The sequence below is a fragment of the Streptomyces sp. SCPE 10 genome, from assembly GCF_051980735.1.
Classification (GTDB): domain Bacteria; phylum Actinomycetota; class Actinomycetes; order Streptomycetales; family Streptomycetaceae; genus Streptomyces; species Streptomyces misionensis.
In genome coordinates this window covers 2,718,824-2,735,216 of the sequence record NZ_CP197069.1, presented here as the reverse complement: position 1 = coordinate 2,735,216, position 16,393 = coordinate 2,718,824, and the positions used below count along the sequence as shown (strand labels likewise).

Below are 16,393 nucleotides of genomic sequence, written 5' to 3'. Positions count from 1 at the left end.
CCCCGGGCGGTCCGTGAGACCCTTGAGGTTCAGTGACCGCCGACGGAAAGCCACGCAGTGACCGCCACCGACCGTTCCCTTGAGCTCATCAACACCGCCGCCCAGGCGGCCGCCGACAAGCTCGCCCACGACGTCATCGCCTACGACGTGAGCGACGTCCTGTCGATCACGGACGCCTTCCTGCTCGCCTCCGCGCCCAACGACCGCCAGGTCAAGGCCATCGTCGACGAGATCGAGGAGCGCCTCCAGAAGGAACTCGGCGCCAAGCCGGTGCGCCGCGAGGGCGACCGCGAGGCCCGCTGGGTGCTGCTCGACTACGTCGACATCGTGGTCCACGTCCAGCACAGCGAGGAGCGGGTCTTCTACGCCCTGGAGCGGCTGTGGAAGGACTGCCCCGAGCTGGAGCTGCCCGCCGACGCGAAGGCCACCCGCGGCAAGGCCGAGGAGCACCGCCGTCTCCAGGCCGCCGAGGCCGACCAGGAGCCGGGCGGGGAGTGGTGATGAGCGCCACGGGTGAGGTGACCGACCGCAAGGACCGGGGCCGCCGCATCATCCTGTGGCGGCACGGCCAGACCTCGTGGAACGTGGAGCGCCGCTTCCAGGGCAGCACGGACGTGCCGCTGACCGAGACCGGCGTCGGCCAGGCCCGGCGGGCCGCCCGGCTGCTCGCCTCGCTGCGGCCCGACGCGATCGTCTCCTCGGACCTGACGCGGGCCGTGGACACGGCCGCCGAGCTGGCCGCGCTCACCGGCCTCGACGTCATCCGCGAGGAGGGCCTGCGCGAGACCTACGCGGGCGTCTGGCAGGGGCTGACGCACGAGGAGATCATCGCCCGGCACGGCGACGAGTACGCCGCCTGGAAGCGCGGCGAGGCGATCCGCCGCGGCGGCGGCGAACTGGAGACCGAGGTCGCCGACCGGGCCGCCCCCGTGGTGCTGCGGCACGCGGAGAAGCTGCCAGTGGACGGCACGCTCGTGGTCGTCAGCCACGGCGGCACCATCCGCACCACCATCGGCCGGCTGCTCGGGCTGGAGGCCCAGAGCTGGGAAAGCCTCGGCGGCCTCACCAACTGCTGCTGGTCGGTGCTGGGGGAGGGCGTGCGCGGCTGGCGGCTGCTGGAGCACAACGCGGGCACCCTGCCGGAGCCCGTGCTCGGCGACGACACCTGAGCCCGTTCCCGGCACTCCGGACCCCGGATTTCACTTTCTGGCAGGTCGCAGGCTAAAGTTCTTCTTGTTCGCCCCGCCGAGCGGGAAGAACACGGCAAGGGGCTATAGCTCAGTTGGTAGAGCGCCTGCATGGCATGCAGGAGGTCAGGAGTTCAATTCTCCTTAGCTCCACAGAGGAAGATCCCGTCCCCGTCAGGGGGCGGGATCTTCTGTTTGTCCCGCCTTCGCGCCCGGCCGCCGTGTCCGGACCGGTACCGCGGCGTCGCTGACCGTGTCCGCCCGCTCGTGGCAGAATCAAACGGCCGGAAGGGGGCGCGGCCCGACGGGAGGGAGTTCGATGCCTGCCAGCATCGTGTGTACGGCCTGCGGCCACGGCCGGAGCTGAGCCATGGGTGCACACAGGCGGAAGTGCGACTGGTGCGGCAGCGGCACGCCCATCGTCCGCGACATGGAGCCGATCAACGCCGACTACCAGTACTGGTGCGAGGAGTGCGCGCGTGCGCTGATCATAAAAGGCGACCCCATCGAGACGTACCGCGAGCTGGAGGGCGAGCCGATCTACGGCCGGCTGCTGGAGGAGCACTGCACGCTCAAGAGGTTCTACTCCTTCGTCACGGCCTGACCCCAAAGTCGGACATAAGCGACTAAAGGTGCAGAGTGGAAACGGATTTGGTGCTGAACCCCCGGGGCCTGTAATGTTTTCTTCGTCGCCGGGGGAACCGGGCGGCGAAACAAAACAAGGGGCTATAGCTCAGTTGGTAGAGCGCCTGCATGGCATGCAGGAGGTCAGGAGTTCAATTCTCCTTAGCTCCACAGAAGTCGAGGGCGGATCATCCGAAAGGATGGTCCGCCCTCGGCGCATTGCCTTCCCACGGGGCGGAACCCGTCGCGGCCGCCTCGGGGCCTGCGGTACCCTAGCGCCATGCGTGCCGTACGCCTTCTGCTTAGCGGGCCGCGCTGATCAGTACCGACCCCGGTGACACCCGAGAGGTCGGCATCGGCGCGGCATCCCCTCCTGCGTGAGGGGATTTTTCGTTTCTTGAAATGGCACAGCCGCTGGCAGGACGATCGATGGAGCTTTGAGGATCATGAGCGAGACGAACCCCGCTGCCGCCGCTACCCCGGCGGAGGCCGCCCCGTACCGCTACACGGCCGCCATGGCAGCCGACATCGAGGCACGCTGGCAGGACTTCTGGGACGCCGACGGCACCTACGCCGCGGACAACCCGACGGGCGACCTGGCGGGCGACGGCGCCGCCAAGCCCAAGAAGTTCATCATGGACATGTTCCCGTACCCCTCCGGTGCGGGCCTGCACGTCGGCCACCCGCTGGGCTACATCGCCACCGACGTCTACGCCCGGTTCCAGCGCATGACCGGCCACAACGTCCTGCACACCCTGGGCTTCGACGCCTTCGGCCTGCCCGCCGAGCAGTACGCCGTGCAGACCGGCACGCACCCGCGCGTGTCCACCGAGGCCAACATGGAGAACATGAAGGCCCAGCTGCGCCGGCTGGGCCTGGGCCACGACAAGCGCCGGTCCTTCGCCACGATCGACCCGGACTACTACAAGTGGACCCAGTGGATCTTCCTGCAGATCTTCGACTCCTGGTACGACGACGAGGCCCGCAAGGCCCGTCCGATCAGCGAGCTGATCGCCCAGTTCGAGACCGGTGAGCGCGCGATCCCGGGCACCACGCGCGGCTGGAACGAGCTGAGCGCCCGCGAGCGCGCCGACGTCCTGGGCGAGTACCGCCTGGCCTACGCCTCCGACGCGCCGGTCAACTGGTGCCCCGGCCTGGGCACCGTGCTGGCCAACGAGGAGGTCACCGCCGACGGCCGCTCCGAGCGCGGCAACTTCCCGGTCTTCAAGGCCAAGCTGCGCCAGTGGAACATGCGCATCACCGCCTACGCCGACCGCCTGCTGGAGGACCTGGAGGAGCTGGACTGGCCCGAGGCCATCAAGCTGCAGCAGCGCAACTGGATCGGCCGCAGCGAGGGCGCCCGCGTCGACTTCCCGATCGACGGCGAGCACATCACCGTCTTCACCACCCGCCCGGACACCCTGTTCGGCGCCACCTACATGGTGCTGGCGCCCGAGCACCCCCTGGTCGACGCGTTCACCCCCGAGGCCTGGCCCGAGGGCACCCACCAGGTGTGGACCGGCGGCCACGCCACGCCCGCCGAGGCCGTCGCCGCCTACCGCGCGCAGGCCGCCTCGAAGTCCGACGTCGAGCGGCAGGCCGAGGCCAAGGACAAGACCGGCGTCTTCACCGGCGCGTTCGCGACCAACCCGGTCAACGGCGAGCGCGTCCCCGTCTTCATCGCCGACTACGTCCTGATGGGCTACGGCACCGGCGCGATCATGGCCGTACCGGCGCACGACACCCGTGACTTCGCCTTCGCGCGCGCCTTCGAGCTGCCCATGCGCTGTGTGGTCGAGCCGACCGACGGCCGCGGCACCGACCCCGCCGAGTGGGACGACGCGTTCGCCTCGTACGACGCGAAGATCGTCAACTCGCGCGGGGAGGGCGTCGACCTGAACGGCCTGGGCGTCACCGAGGCCAAGGCGCGCGTCACCGAGTGGCTGGAGCGCAAGGGCATCGGCCAGGGCACCGTCAACTTCCGCCTGCGCGACTGGCTGTTCAGCCGCCAGCGCTACTGGGGCGAGCCCTTCCCGATCGTCTACGACGAGGACGGCGTCGCGCACGCGCTGCCCGAGTCGATGCTGCCGCTGGAGCTGCCGGAGGTCGAGGACTACAGCCCCCGCACCTTCGACCCGGACGACGCGGACACCCAGCCCGAGACCCCGCTGTCGCGCAACGAGGAATGGGTGCACGTCACCCTGGACCTGGGCGACGGGCCGAAGAAGTACCGCCGCGAGACCAACACCATGCCCAACTGGGCCGGTTCCTGCTGGTACGAGTTCCGCTACCTGGACCCGCACAACGACCGGCGGATGGTCGACCCCGAGATCGAGCAGTACTGGATGGGCCCGCGCGAGGGCATGCCGCACGGCGGTGTCGACCTGTACGTCGGCGGCGCCGAGCACGCCGTGCTGCACCTGCTGTACGCCCGCTTCTGGTCCAAGGTGCTGTACGACCTGGGGCACGTCTCCTCCGCCGAGCCGTTCCACAAGCTGTTCAACCAGGGCATGATCCAGGCCTACGTCTACCGCGACAGCCGGGGCATCGCCGTGCCGGCCGCCGAGGTGGAGGAGCGCGACGGCGCGTACTACTACCAGGGCGAGAAGGTCACCCGCCTGCTGGGCAAGATGGGCAAGTCCCTGAAGAACGCGGTGACCCCGGACGACGTGGCCGCCGAGTACGGCGCCGACACCCTGCGCCTGTACGAGATGGCGATGGGCCCGCTGGACGTCTCCCGTCCCTGGGACACGCGCGCCGTGGTCGGCCAGTTCCGGCTGCTGCAGCGGCTGTGGCGCAACATCGTGGACGAGGAGACCGGCGAGGTCACCGTGGTCGACGCGGCGCCCGACGAGGACACGCTGCGCGCGCTGCACAAGGCGATCGACGGGGTGCGCCAGGACCTGGAGGGCCTGCGCTTCAACACCGCCATCGCCAAGATCACGGAGCTGAACAACCACCTGACCAAGGCCGGCACGGCGGTGCCGAGGTCGGTGGCCGAGCCGCTGGTGCTGATGGTCGCCCCGCTGGCCCCGCACATCGCCGAGGAGCTGTGGCGCCGCCTGGGCCACACCGACTCGGTCGTCCACCGGGACTTCCCGGTCGCCGACCCCGCCTACGTGGTGGACGAGACGGTGACCTGCGTCGTCCAGATCAAGGGCAAGGTCAAGGCCCGCCTGGAGGTGGCGCCCGGCATCTCCGAGGAGGAGCTGGAGAAGGTGGCGCTGGCCGACGAGAAGGTCGTCGCGGCGCTGGACGGCGCGGGCATCCGCAAGGTGATCGTGCGCGCGCCGAAGCTGGTGAACATCGTTCCGGCGTAACGGCTACGCCTCTCGGGGTACTCCCCTACGGGCAGGTTCGGGGTTTTTCTGGAACCCCGGGCCTGCCCGTTGCGTTTACGGTGGAGGAGTGTCGCGTCGCGCGGCGCACCGGTCCGAGGAGGAGCGTCGTGGAAGCAGTGATCATCGTCATCGCCCTCTTCTTCCTGGCCTTCGTCGTCCTCGGCGCGTACGCCACGGTCAAGGTGGTGGGCGCCGCCAAGCGCGGCGTGGACCGCACCATCGGGCAGGCCCGGCGCACCGTCGAGGACCACACGCTGCGCGCCAAGTCCTTCGCACAGGTCGGTCCGGCCGCCGAGCTGGCCCAGCTGCGGCTCACCCTGCGCACCTCGATGCGCGCCACCCAGGAGGCGCTGTACGCGGGCGCCGCCGAGGACGAGTCGCTCAAGGAATCCGTCGGCCTCTTCGAGCGCCTGAGCGTGCACGGCCGCGAGCTGGACGCCGACCTCAAGCGCCTGGAGTCCGAGCCGGACCGGGCCACGCTCGCCGCCCGCCTGCCCGAACTGCGCGCCCGCACCGAGCAGATCGCCAAGTCCGCGGACGCGCTGCGCTGGGCCGCCCGCGACCGGGCCCGCCGCTTCGCCGACGACGACCTCGGCGCGCTCAGCGCCCAGATCGACCTGGAGGCCGACGCCCTGCGCCACTGGACCGCACCTGCCGGGCCCCGGGCCGCCGAGGAGCCGGTCCCGCCCCCGATCACACCGCCCGGCCCGCGCCGGGGCCACCCCTGGCAGAAGAACCCCCGCCCGGAAAGCACCACATGACGCCTGGCGCGGGTGCAGCGCGCCGGGCGCACACCCCGGGGGCCGGGCTGCCGTGCGCGCGCTACGGCAGGTAACCTCCAGCTCATGTCCCGCCATGTCGCCATCGTCACCGATTCAACGGCCTACCTGCCGCCCCGGATGATGGAGCGCCACGGCATCACCGCGGTGCCGCTGACCGTGGTCCTCGGCGACCGGGCGCTCGAAGAGGGCACCGAGATCTCCACCCGCGCCCTCGCCCAGGCGCTGCAGAAGCGGCGCTCCGTCACCACCTCCCGCCCCGCTCCCGAGGTGTTCGCCGCGACCTACCGCGAGGTCGCCGAGTCCGGGGCGAGCGGCATCGTCTCCCTGCACCTGTCCGGCGAACTCTCCGGCACCTACGACGCGGCCGTCCTCGCCGCGCGCGAGGCGCCGGTGCCGGTGCGGGTGGTGGACACCGGGATGGTCGCGATGGCCCTCGGCTTCTGTGCGCTGGCCGCGGCCGAGACCGCGGAGGCGGGCGGCACCGTGGACGAGGCGGTCACGGCCGCCGAGAAGCGGGCCGCGGGCAGCTCCGCCTACTTCTACGTCGACACCCTCGACTACCTGCGCCGCGGCGGCCGCATCGGAGCCGCCCAGGCCCTGCTGGGCTCCGCGCTCGCGGTCAAGCCCCTGCTCCGGCTCGACGGCGGCCGCATCGAACTGCTGGAGAAGGTGCGTACGGCGTCCAGGGCGATCGCCCGCCTGGAGGAGATCACCGCCGAGCGCGCGGGGAGCGCCGAGGTCGACATCGCCGTCCACCACCTGGCCGCGCCCGAGCGCGCCGCCGCCCTCGCCGACCGGCTGCGGGAACGGGTGCCGGGCCTGGCCGAACTGCACGTCAGCGAGGTCGGCGCGGTGATCGGGGCGCACACGGGGCCGGGGCTGCTGGGAGCGGTGATCTCCCCTCGGTGAGACCTCTTCCCCTCGGTGAGACCCGGGTCCGTCGCGGTGATCGACGTCTGCGGCCGGGCCGGATCCGGCGCCGGACCGGACGCCCGATCTGACGCGTGGTCACTCACACGGGTGGCGGAGTTTTCCACAACCGGGCGGATTTCCCCGGGAATTGACCAAGATCATCGCGATGGGGCGGGATGTCCGATCCTCGTCCCATGGCACTTCGATCACGTTCCCGCACCGTAACCCCGACCAGCGGCCCCGGCCGCGGCCCCGCCTCCGACGGCCGCGTGCGTCATCGCACGAGCGAGCACCGACGCCTCCGCCCCCGCGCGCACGCGCCCGCGGACGAACTGCGTCGCCGAGCGGAACTCCTCTTCGGCGAACGCGCCGTGCCGTGGGGGGAGTCGGGGAAGGCACCACCGGAACCGGACCTGCCGGACCAGGGTCTGCCGCCCGCGGCGGAGCCGCCGGAGCCGCCGGAGCCGTACGGCGGGGGGTTCCCGGGCCGGCGCGAGCGGGCGGGGGCGGCGCTGCGGGAGCGGCTGCCGGTGTGGTTGCAGACGCGGTGCGGGGTGGAGCGCCGGGGCACGGTGGCCCTCGCCGTGCTGCTGGTGGCCGCCGCCCTCGTCGCGGTGCAGCACTTCTGGACGGGCCGGCCCCAGACCGTGAGCGCCCCTCAGGTGGTGCGCGCCCAGGCGACGTACGCGAGGGGACCGGGCGGGGACGGGGAGGCGCCGGCCGTGGGCGGGGGAGCCTCCCCGACTCCGGGCGGGGAGATCGTGGTGGACATCGGCGGCAAGGTCCGTGAGCCCGGCGTCCGCCGGCTCCCGGCCGGCTCCCGGGTGGCCGACGCGCTGCGCGCGGCGGGCGGCGTCCGGCCGGGGGTGGACACCGACGGGCTCAACCGCGCCCGCTTCCTGGTCGACGGCGAGCAGGTGCTGGTCGGCGGACCGGGGCCGGCCGGCGGACAAGGGCCCGGCGGCGCGCCCGCCGGGCCCGCCGCCCCGTCCGGCCCGGCCGGACAGATCTCCCTCAACACGGCCACCGAGGACCAGCTCGACACCCTGCCCGGGGTCGGCCCGGTGCTCGCCCGGCACATCATCGACTACCGCACCCGGCACGGCGGTTTCCGCTCGGTCGACGAACTGCGCCAGGTCAACGGCATCGGCGACCGCCGCTTCACCGACCTGCGGAACCTGGTACGGCCATGAGCGGCGCCCACGGGCAGGGCACCGTACCGGTGGGCGAGCCGGGCCCCGCGGACCTGCGTCTGGTGCCGCCCGCGCTCGCGGCCTGGGCCACGGCGGCGCTGACCCCGGACGCGCCGCCGGCCCGGACCGTTGGCATCGTGCTCGGCTGCCTGGCCTGCGGGGTGCTCCTGCTCGTGGCGGGACGGTCCGGGAGGGCTCCGCGGTGGGCGCGCGGACGGCCCGAGTGGGCGCGGTCCTCGATCGCCGCGGTGCTGCTCTGCGCCGCCGCGGCGGCCGCGTCGGCGGGACTGCACGGAGCGGACGTACGGCGCGGACCGGTGCCCGAGCTGGCCCGCCGCTCCGCCACCGTGACCGTCGAGGCGGAGCTGACCGCCGATCCCCGGCTGAGCAGGCCCCGGGTGCGCGGCGATCACACGGCCCCGGTGGCGGTGCTGGTCCAGGCGCGGGTACTGCGCGTCGAGGAGAGCGACGGCAGGAGCACGCGGACCAGGGCGCCGGTCCTGATGATCGTCGACGCGGGCACCCCGGCACCCGGGGGCGGCTCGCGGGCCCGGGGCGGCCGGGCGGCCTGGCTGCGGCTGCTGCCGTCCACCACGCTGCGGGCGACCGGGCGGCTGGCGCCCGCCCTCGCCGGGGGCGATCGGACGGCGGCCGTGCTCCGGGTGCGCGGCGGGTCCGGGCCACGGGTCGTGGCGGGGCCGAGCGGGGCGCAGCGACTGGCGGGACGGCTCAGGGCGGGGCTGCGGGAGGCGACGGACGGGCTGCCGGGGGACGCGCGGGCGCTGCTGCCGGGGCTCGTCGTCGGCGACACCTCGCGGATCACCCCGGAGCTGGACGACGCCTTCAAGGCGACCGACCTGACCCATCTGCTCGCGGTCTCCGGCAGCAACCTCACCGTGCTGCTCGCCCTGCTCGTCGGTCCGCCCGGCCTGGCCCGGCTCGCCGAACGCCGGGGCCTGGCCCCCCGCCTGGGACTCTCGCTGCGGGCCACCGCCCTGCTCGCGGGGGCGCTCACGCTCGGCTTCGTGATCGTGTGCCGCCCCGACCCCAGCGTGCTGCGGGCCGCCGCCTGCGGAACGGTCGCGCTGCTCGCCCTGGCCACCGGCCGCCGCAGATCCCTCGTCCCGGCGCTGGCCACGGCCGTACTGCTGCTGGTGCTGTACGACCCCGCGCTGGCCCGCAGTTACGGCTTCCTGCTCTCGGTGCTGGCCACCGGGGCGCTGCTGGTGCTCGCGCCCGGCTGGAGCGAGGCGCTGCGGCGGCGCGGGGTGCCCCCGAGGCTCGCCGAGGCGCTGGCGGCGGCCCTCGCGGCGCAGGCGGTGTGCGCACCGGTGGTGGCGGTGCTGTCGGCCCGGGTGAGCCTGGTCGCGGTGCCCTGCAATCTGCTGGCCGAGGCGGCGGTGGCGCCCGCCACGGTGCTGGGCTTCGCCGCGCTCGCGACCGCACCGGTGGGCCTGCCCCTGGCCAAGGCGCTGGCATGGTGCGCGAGTTGGCCGGCCGGGTGGATCGCCGAGGTCGCCCGGACCGGGGCGGCGCTGCCCGGGGCGGGAGTGGACTGGCCGGGCAGCTGGCCGGGGGCGCTGCTGCTCGCGGCGGTCACCGTGGCCGTCGTCCTGGCCGGGCGGCGGCTGGTGCGGCACCCGTGGTGGTGCGGGCTGCTCGGCGCGCTGCTCCTGCTGGCGGTGGTGCGGCCGGCGCCGCTGACCCGGGTGGTGACGGGCTGGCCGCCGCCCGGCTGGCGGTTCGCGATGTGCGACGTGGGGCAGGGCGACGCGACCGTGCTGGCGGCGGGCGCCGGGGCCGGGGTGGTCGTGGACGCCGGTCCCGATCCGGCGCCGGTCGACCGCTGTCTGCGGCGACTGGGCATCACCCGCGTCCCCCTCCTCGTGCTGACGCACTTCCACGCCGACCATGTGGCGGGGCTGACCGGTGTGCTGCGGGGCCGGGAGGTCGCCGCGATCGAGACGACCGGGTTCGAGGAGCCGGGGCAGGAGGCGGAGTTCGTCAGGAAGGAGGCCGCCGCCCGGCACATCCCGGTCACCCGGGCCGTCGCGGGGGAGGAGGGGCGCACCGGCCCGCTGGCCTGGCGCGTCCTGTGGCCGCCGGCGGACACCGCGCCCGCCTTCGACGGCCCGAACGACGCCAGCGTGGCCCTGCTGGTCCGCACCGGCGGGCTGCGGCTGCTGCTCCTCGGCGACCTCGAACCCCCGGACCAGCAGGCCCTGTTGCGCTCCCCGCGGGCGGCGGAGCTGGCCGGTGTGGACGTCCTGAAGGTGGCCCATCACGGATCGGCGTACCAGGACCCGGAGCTGATACGGCTCGCGGCGCCCCGGCTGGCGCTCATCTCCTGTGGCACCGGCAACCCCTACGGGCATCCGGCCCCGTCGACGGTGGCCGCGTTGCGGGCCGGTGGCGCGCTGGTGCTGCGGACGGACCGGGACGGGGCGCTCGCGGTCGGCGGGGGCGAGGGAACCGCCGGCCCGGGCCGGGAGGTGGAGGTGACGCGCGAGGAGTCCTGAACGGCCGACGGGGCTCCGCGGTCCGTCTACCGGTAGAAGACGGCCACGCCCCCGTGGTGGGAGCAGGCGCCCTGGTGGTGGGCGGCGTACGAGTAGGTGCCGTCGTTGCACCGGGCGGTGGCGCCGTTCGCGGCGCCGCCGGAGCCTCCCGAGGAGCCGGAGCCCCCGCTCCCCGACGACCCGCCCGAGGAGCCCCCGCTGCCGCCGGAGCCGCCCGAGCCCGCGGCCGGCGCGTGCCGGGTGACGGTCACCTCGACCTTCACCGTCTTGGTGGCGGTCACCGTGGGCGCGGGCTCGGGCGCCGCCGTCTCCGTGGCCGTCGCGGTGGCGGTGGCGGTGACCGTGGCGGTCGGCCGTACCTTGGCGGCCGTCGGCTGCTCGTCGCCCCCGCCGCCCTGACCGCCGGCGCCGGCTCCGATGCCGAGACAGAAGGCGAGTCCGATCGCGGGCAGTATGTACCGCTTGCGCGCCCATCGCGGGGCCGTTCGCTCGGGCGGGTGCGGCGGCCGTGGCGGCATGACGTACGGGTTGCTCATGTGTCCCCCCAAGTGAGTTCGGAGGTAAGACCGTAGCCCCGCTCGTGATGTTCGTGTGAAGTTTCCGTGAAGTGGTCGCCGGTTCGTGATGGAGCGAGGTGATGGTGCGAATCGGGTGCCGACCGGAGAAAGAGCGCAGTTCCCGCAGTTTCCACAGTTCCGGCGCATGGGCCGGATTGCCGTGATGTGGGCCCGTGTTGCCTCGAAAGCCGCAACAGTGATCGAATGAACCTTCGGCAACAGTAGATGTCGAGGGGTACAGGGGGTGTGTCGTAGATGTTCGGCCGTTGGCTGGGTGATCGGACGAACCGGGTGCAACAGGCGGGTCCCCTGGGGGCGGTTCGGACGCCGCCCGGCGCGGGGGTGCTCGGCTGCCGGGTGGTCGACCCGGTCAACCAGCCGGTCACCGGGGCCGAGTTCACGGTCAGTGCCCCGACGGGCCGCAAGGTGGTGACGGGCGGCACGGACCCGTACGGGTCGTTCCTGACGATGGTGCCGGCCGGGGAGTACCGGCTCGCGGTGTCCGCCGAGGGGTACGCGCCCTACCGGGCCACCGCGCGGGTCGCCGAAGGCACCCTCGCCTCGCTGGGCGACGTCACCCTCCAGCTCGCCCCGCCGCACGAGCCGCCCGCGCCCGGCGACTGGGAGGTGGACCCCGCGCACTCCTCGATCGCCTTCACCGCGCGGCACATCGGACTGGCCCGCGTCCACGGGCGGTTCGAGTCGTTCGCCGGGGCGGTGCGGATCGCCGAGCGGATCGAGCGGTCGGCGATGCACGTGGTGATCGACGCGGCGTCCATCGACACCGGGGTCCGGATGCGCGACGACCATCTGCGCTCGGGGGACTTCCTGGACGTACGGCGGTTTCCGACGCTGGAGTTCTACAGCGACCGCTTCACGCACAAGGGCGGCAACCGCTGGGCGGTCACCGGAGCGCTGTCGCTGCACGGCGTGACCCGCACGGTGACGCTCGACACCGAGTACCTCGGGCTCGGCAGCGGCATCGAGGGCGAGACCCGGGCCGCCTGCCGGGCCACCACCGAACTGCACCGCGACGACTTCACGGTCAGCTGGCAGTCGATGCTGGCCCGGGGGATCGCGGTGGTGGGGCCGAGCATCCGCGTCGACCTGGACGTGCAGATCGTGCCCAAGGGCTGACCTGGCGGTTCGCCCCCGGACGGGTGCCGGACAATGGCGTCGTGAGCGATGTGAGACACGTGCTGGTACTGCCCGACCGGGACGCCGCGCAGGAGGCGGCAGAGGCGCTCGGGGAGCGGTTCGGCCTGGACGAGGAACCCCGGCTGCTCCGCGACGCGCTGGCCGGCGAGGACGACGCCGAGGACGCCCAGTGGCTGGTCGTACTGGCCGACGAGGAGGAGCGGCTGGACCCCCGGGAGCTGGACGCGTTCGCGGCGCAGTGGGACGGCTGGCGCGAGGAACCGTAGGCCCCCGGGGCGCGGTGCGGACCGGGGCCGGGGGCGTTGTCGGTGGGGCGTGGGATGCTTGGTGCGATGGCCAGGAAGACTGCGAACGACGACCCCCTCGCCCCGGTGACCGTTGCCGTGGGCCAGGAGGACCTGCTGCTGGACCGTGCGGTGCGGGAGGTGGTGGCCGCCGCCCGGGCCGCCGACGCCGACACGGACGTACGGGATCTGACCCCGGACCAGTTGCAGCCCGGCACCCTCGCCGAGCTGACCAGCCCCTCGCTGTTCGCCGAGCGCAAGGTCGTGGTCGTGCGGAACGCGCAGGACCTGTCGGCCGACACCGTCAAGGACGTGAAGGCGTACCTCTCCTCGCCCGCCGAGGAGATCACCCTCGTGCTGCTGCACGCGGGCGGCGCCAAGGGCAAGGGCCTGCTGGACGCCGCGCGCAAGGCGGGGGCGCGGGAGGTGGCCTGCCCGAAGATGACCAAGCCGGCGGACCGGCTGGCGTTCGTGCGGGGCGAGTTCCGCACCGCGGGTCGCTCGGCGACCCCCGAGGCGTGCCAGGCGCTGTGCGACGCCATCGGCAGCGATCTGCGCGAGCTGGCGTCCGCGGTGACCCAGCTGGTCGCGGACATCGAGGGCACGATCGACGAGGCCGTCGTCGGGCGCTACTACACCGGCCGGGCCGAGGCCTCCAGCTTCACGGTCGCGGACCGGGCGGTGGAGGGGCGTACCGCGGAGGCGCTGGAGGCGCTGCGCTGGTCGCTGGCGACGGGGGTGGCCCCGGTGATGATCACCAGCGCGTTGGCGCAGGGCGTGCGCGCGATCGGGAAGCTGTCCTCCGCGCGCGGGGGGCGCCCCGCGGACCTCGCGCGGGAGCTGGGGATGCCGCCGTGGAAGATCGACCGGGTGCGCCAGCAGATGCGGGGGTGGACGCCGGACGGCGTCTCGGTCGCGATGCGGGCCGTCGCCGAGGCGGACGCGGGCGTGAAGGGCGGGGGGGACGACCCCGAGTACGCGCTGGAGAAGGCGGTCGTGGTGATCGCGCGGGCCGCCCGGTCGCGCGGGCGCGGGTAGCGGCCCCCCGGCCCCGGAAGCCGAAAGCCGGAAAGCCGAGAACCCCGGCACCCGCCCTGGGGAAGGGAAGGGTGCCGGGGTTCTCGGTGCAAAGCTGTCGAGCCCGTTCCCGCGTGGCGAACGCAGGCCGCGAACAGGCTCTGGGTGCCGGTCGGGAGCGGATGAGAGAGGGCCCGCTCTGGGTCCTTCCGGCGGTCAGATCAAAGGGAGAACTCAGCCCTTGAGGGTCGCGACCTTGGAAGCAAGCGCCGACTTCTTGTTGGCGGCCTGGTTCTTGTGGATGACGCCCTTGGAGACGGCCTTGTCGAGGGCACGCGCGGCGGCGCGCTGCAGCTCGGTGGCCTTCTCGAGGTCACCCGCGGCAGCGGCCTCACGGGCCTTGCGGATCGCGGTCTTCAGGGAGGACTTGACGGCCTTGTTGCGCAGCCGAGCCTTCTCGTTGGTCTTGATCCGCTTGATCTGGGACTTGATGTTCGCCACGAAGGAGCCTTTTCAGGTTCAGGCACGGGGCCGCTCGGGTCCCGTACCGGTGATCCAAAATTTCTCTGACGTGCCTCGGCCGAGAGGGCATGAGGCACAGCCATCTACAGTACCAGTGGCCCTGCGACCGGCCCAAAACGCCTCTCGGTCCCTCCGCGTGGGACCATGGAGACTACGTATCGATCCGACCCGAGGCATAAGGCGCCTCAAGAGACAGGACCCTGCGTGCCCGCGACCCCTAACCATGTGCCCGAGCCGAGCCGTACCGACCCGGCTCTGATCCGCAACTTCTGCATCATCGCGCACATCGACCACGGCAAGTCCACGCTCGCCGACCGGATGCTCCAGCTGACCGGTGTGGTCGAGCAGCGGCAGATGCGTGCTCAGTACCTCGACCGGATGGACATCGAGCGCGAGCGCGGCATCACGATCAAGTCCCAGGCGGTGCGTCTGCCCTGGGCCCCGACCGAGGGCCCCGACCAGGGCACGACCCACATCCTCAACATGATCGACACCCCGGGGCACGTCGACTTCACCTACGAGGTCTCGCGGTCGCTGGCCGCCTGCGAGGGGACCATCCTCCTCGTCGACGCCGCCCAGGGCATCGAGGCGCAGACCCTCGCCAACCTCTACCTGGCGATGGAGAACGACCTCACGATCATCCCGGTGCTCAACAAGATCGACCTGCCGGCCGCCCAGCCGGAGAAGTTCGCCGAGGAGCTGGCGAACCTGGTCGGCTGCGAGCCGGACGACGTGCTCAAGGTCTCCGCGAAGACCGGTCTCGGCGTCGACGCGCTGCTCGACAAGGTCGTCAGGGAGATCCCGGCCCCGGTCGGCGTCGCCGACGCGCCCGCCCGCGCGATGATCTTCGACTCGGTCTACGACTCCTACCGCGGTGTCGTGACGTACGTCCGTGTCATCGACGGCCAGCTCAACAAGCGCGAGCGCATCAGGATGATGTCGACCGGCGCCACCCACGAGCTGCTGGAGATCGGCGTCAACTCGCCCGAGATGCTGCCGGCCGACGGCCTGGGCGTCGGCGAGGTGGGCTATCTGATCACCGGCGTGAAGGACGTCCGCCAGTCCAAGGTCGGTGACACCGTCACCAGCCAGAACAAGGGCGCCACCGAGGCCCTCGGCGGCTACAAGGACCCCAAGCCGATGGTGTTCTCGGGCCTGTACCCGCTGGACGGCTCCGACTACCCGGAGCTGCGCGAGGCACTGGACAAGCTCCAGCTCAACGACGCGGCCCTGGTCTACGAGCCGGAGACCTCCGCCGCCCTCGGCTTCGGCTTCCGCGTCGGCTTCCTCGGCCTGCTGCACCTGGACGTGATCCGGGAGCGCCTGGAGCGCGAGTTCGGCCTCGACCTGATCGCCACCGCCCCCAACGTGGTCTACCGCGTGGTCATGGAGGACGGCAGCGAGCACACGGTCACCAACCCGAGCGAGTTCCCCGAGGGCAAGATCGACGAGGTCTTCGAGCCGGTCGTACGGGCGACGATCCTCGCGCCCACCGAGTTCATCGGCGCGATCATGGAGCTGTGCCAGACCCGGCGCGGCACCCTGCTCGGCATGGACTACCTCTCCGAGGACCGGGTCGAGATCCGCTACACCCTTCCGCTCGCGGAGATCGTCTTCGACTTCTTCGACCAGCTGAAGTCCAAGACCCGCGGCTACGCCTCGCTCGACTACGAGCCCACCGGCGAGCAGGCCAGCAGCCTGGTCAAGGTCGACATCCTGCTGCACGGCGACAAGGTCGACGCCTTCTCGGCGATCACCCACAAGGACCAGGCGTACGCGTACGGCGTACGGCTCGTCGCCAAGCTCAAGGAGCTGATCCCGCGGCAGAGCTTCGAGGTGCCGGTGCAGGCCGCCATCGGCTCCCGGGTCATCGCCCGCGAGACCATCCGCGCCATCCGCAAGGACGTCCTCGCCAAGTGCTACGGCGGTGACATCTCCCGTAAGCGCAAGCTGCTGGAGAAGCAGAAGGAAGGCAAGAAGCGGATGAAGATGGTGGGTTCGGTGGAGGTTCCGCAGGAGGCCTTCATCGCGGTCCTCTCCAGCGATGACAGCGCGGGGTCGGGCAAGGGCAAGAAGTAACCGGGAAGTAACCGGGGGCGGCATCCGGTCACCTGCCCAAAACGGACAGCAGGGGGCCCGTCGTGCGAAAGCGCGGCGGGCCCCCGCGCGTACCCGGCGCCGCCCAGAGGTGCGGACGCGGGGAAAGAGACAGGCCGAAGCCCCTTACGCGGCGGGCACTCGCGCCTTACCCTGATGCCTGCTCGATAGTTACTCGCGAGTTAAACAAGCCCGAACAC

General features: G+C 72.5%; 14 protein-coding genes and 2 tRNA genes. 14 read left to right on the top strand and 2 right to left on the bottom strand.

Features of this window, described 5'->3' with window-relative positions; all coding sequences use genetic code 11:
• Window positions 1-57 precede the first annotated feature (57 nt).
• The 10 genes from rsfS to ACSP97_RS12800 all read left to right on the top strand — a co-directional run bounded on the left by rsfS (window position 58) and on the right by ACSP97_RS12800 (window position 10,558).
• Window positions 58-501 (top strand): ribosome silencing factor, encoded by a 444-nt coding sequence (rsfS, locus tag ACSP97_RS12845; protein WP_355144666.1) that lies wholly within the window; start codon window positions 58-60, stop codon window positions 499-501.
• Window positions 501-1,169, top strand: a complete 669-nt coding sequence (locus ACSP97_RS12840; RefSeq protein WP_355144664.1) for a histidine phosphatase family protein — start codon at window positions 501-503, stop codon at window positions 1,167-1,169. The genes rsfS and ACSP97_RS12840 overlap by 1 nt, the downstream gene beginning before the upstream one ends.
• 98 nt (window positions 1,170-1,267) lie before the next feature.
• Window positions 1,268-1,340: transfer RNA gene (locus tag ACSP97_RS12835), tRNA-Ala, on the top strand.
• A 217-nt stretch (window positions 1,341-1,557) separates the two neighbouring features.
• Window positions 1,558-1,791, top strand: a complete 234-nt coding sequence (locus tag ACSP97_RS12830; protein ID WP_067006897.1) for a hypothetical protein — start codon at window positions 1,558-1,560, stop codon at window positions 1,789-1,791.
• Between the two features lie 118 nt (window positions 1,792-1,909).
• A tRNA-Ala gene (locus ACSP97_RS12825) sits at window positions 1,910-1,982 on the top strand.
• Between the two features lie 275 nt (window positions 1,983-2,257).
• Window positions 2,258-5,131 (top strand): leucine--tRNA ligase, encoded by a 2,874-nt coding sequence (gene leuS / locus ACSP97_RS12820; protein WP_355144662.1) that lies wholly within the window; start codon window positions 2,258-2,260, stop codon window positions 5,129-5,131.
• A 128-nt stretch (window positions 5,132-5,259) separates the two neighbouring features.
• Entirely contained in the window at window positions 5,260-5,913 is a 654-nt protein-coding gene (locus ACSP97_RS12815; RefSeq protein WP_422129950.1) for a hypothetical protein, read from the top strand.
• 84 nt (window positions 5,914-5,997) lie between these two features.
• Window positions 5,998-6,843: a DegV family protein gene (locus tag ACSP97_RS12810; protein WP_355144658.1), complete on the top strand. Its 846-nt coding sequence runs from the start codon at window positions 5,998-6,000 to the stop codon at window positions 6,841-6,843.
• 197 nt (window positions 6,844-7,040) lie between these two features.
• The gene (locus ACSP97_RS12805) at window positions 7,041-8,039 is read left to right on the top strand and encodes a helix-hairpin-helix domain-containing protein (RefSeq protein ID WP_391870046.1); all 999 of its coding nucleotides are present in this window, start codon (window positions 7,041-7,043) and stop codon (window positions 8,037-8,039) included.
• Complete coding sequence (locus tag ACSP97_RS12800; protein WP_440557546.1) at window positions 8,036-10,558, top strand: ComEC/Rec2 family competence protein; 2,523 nt, start codon at window positions 8,036-8,038, stop codon at window positions 10,556-10,558. The genes ACSP97_RS12805 and ACSP97_RS12800 overlap by 4 nt, the downstream gene beginning before the upstream one ends.
• 26 nt (window positions 10,559-10,584) lie before the next feature.
• On the opposite strand, the gene ACSP97_RS12795 is transcribed toward ACSP97_RS12800, so the two are convergent.
• Entirely contained in the window at window positions 10,585-11,094 is a 510-nt protein-coding gene (locus tag ACSP97_RS12795; protein ID WP_388310580.1) for a DUF3761 domain-containing protein, read from the bottom strand.
• Between the two features lie 276 nt (window positions 11,095-11,370).
• On the opposite strand from ACSP97_RS12795, the gene ACSP97_RS12790 reads away from it, so the two are divergent.
• The 3 genes from ACSP97_RS12790 (at window position 11,371) to holA (ending at window position 13,595) form a co-directional block, all read left to right on the top strand.
• On the top strand, window positions 11,371-12,252 hold the full coding sequence (locus tag ACSP97_RS12790) for a YceI family protein (RefSeq protein ID WP_355144650.1): 882 nt from the start codon (window positions 11,371-11,373) through the stop codon (window positions 12,250-12,252).
• Window positions 12,253-12,293: 41 nt separating this feature from the next.
• A complete protein-coding gene (locus ACSP97_RS12785; protein WP_180331125.1) occupies window positions 12,294-12,539 on the top strand; it encodes a hypothetical protein in 246 nt (81 codons plus the stop codon).
• A 66-nt stretch (window positions 12,540-12,605) separates the two neighbouring features.
• Window positions 12,606-13,595 carry a DNA polymerase III subunit delta gene (gene holA / locus ACSP97_RS12780; RefSeq protein ID WP_440557544.1) on the top strand — a complete coding sequence of 330 codons (990 nt, stop codon included), beginning with the start codon at window positions 12,606-12,608 and terminating at the stop codon, window positions 13,593-13,595.
• 213 nt (window positions 13,596-13,808) lie between these two features.
• Here the strand turns inward: holA and rpsT are convergent, their stop codons facing one another.
• Window positions 13,809-14,075, bottom strand: coding sequence for a 30S ribosomal protein S20 (gene rpsT, locus ACSP97_RS12775; protein ID WP_070027045.1), 267 nt, complete (start codon window positions 14,073-14,075; stop codon window positions 13,809-13,811).
• A 225-nt stretch (window positions 14,076-14,300) separates the two neighbouring features.
• Here rpsT and lepA point away from each other — a divergent pair, with 225 nt between their 5' ends.
• A complete protein-coding gene (gene lepA, locus ACSP97_RS12770; RefSeq protein WP_355144646.1) occupies window positions 14,301-16,175 on the top strand; it encodes a translation elongation factor 4 in 1,875 nt (624 codons plus the stop codon).
• The last annotated feature ends 218 nt before the right edge of the window (window positions 16,176-16,393 follow it).

Coding starts and splice junctions, on each gene's coding strand:
- ACSP97_RS12840 (WP_355144664.1), top strand. CDS start 501: ATGAGCGCCACGGGTGAGGTGACCGACCGCAAGGACCGGGGCCGCCGC.
- ACSP97_RS12830 (WP_067006897.1), top strand. CDS start 1,558: ATGGGTGCACACAGGCGGAAGTGCGACTGGTGCGGCAGCGGCACGCCC.
- leuS (WP_355144662.1), top strand. CDS start 2,258: ATGAGCGAGACGAACCCCGCTGCCGCCGCTACCCCGGCGGAGGCCGCC.
- ACSP97_RS12810 (WP_355144658.1), top strand. CDS start 5,998: ATGTCCCGCCATGTCGCCATCGTCACCGATTCAACGGCCTACCTGCCG.
- ACSP97_RS12805 (WP_391870046.1), top strand. CDS start 7,041: ATGGCACTTCGATCACGTTCCCGCACCGTAACCCCGACCAGCGGCCCC.
- ACSP97_RS12800 (WP_440557546.1), top strand. CDS start 8,036: ATGAGCGGCGCCCACGGGCAGGGCACCGTACCGGTGGGCGAGCCGGGC.
- ACSP97_RS12795 (WP_388310580.1), bottom strand. CDS start 11,094: ATGAGCAACCCGTACGTCATGCCGCCACGGCCGCCGCACCCGCCCGAG.
- ACSP97_RS12790 (WP_355144650.1), top strand. CDS start 11,371: ATGTTCGGCCGTTGGCTGGGTGATCGGACGAACCGGGTGCAACAGGCG.
- holA (WP_440557544.1), top strand. CDS start 12,606: ATGGCCAGGAAGACTGCGAACGACGACCCCCTCGCCCCGGTGACCGTT.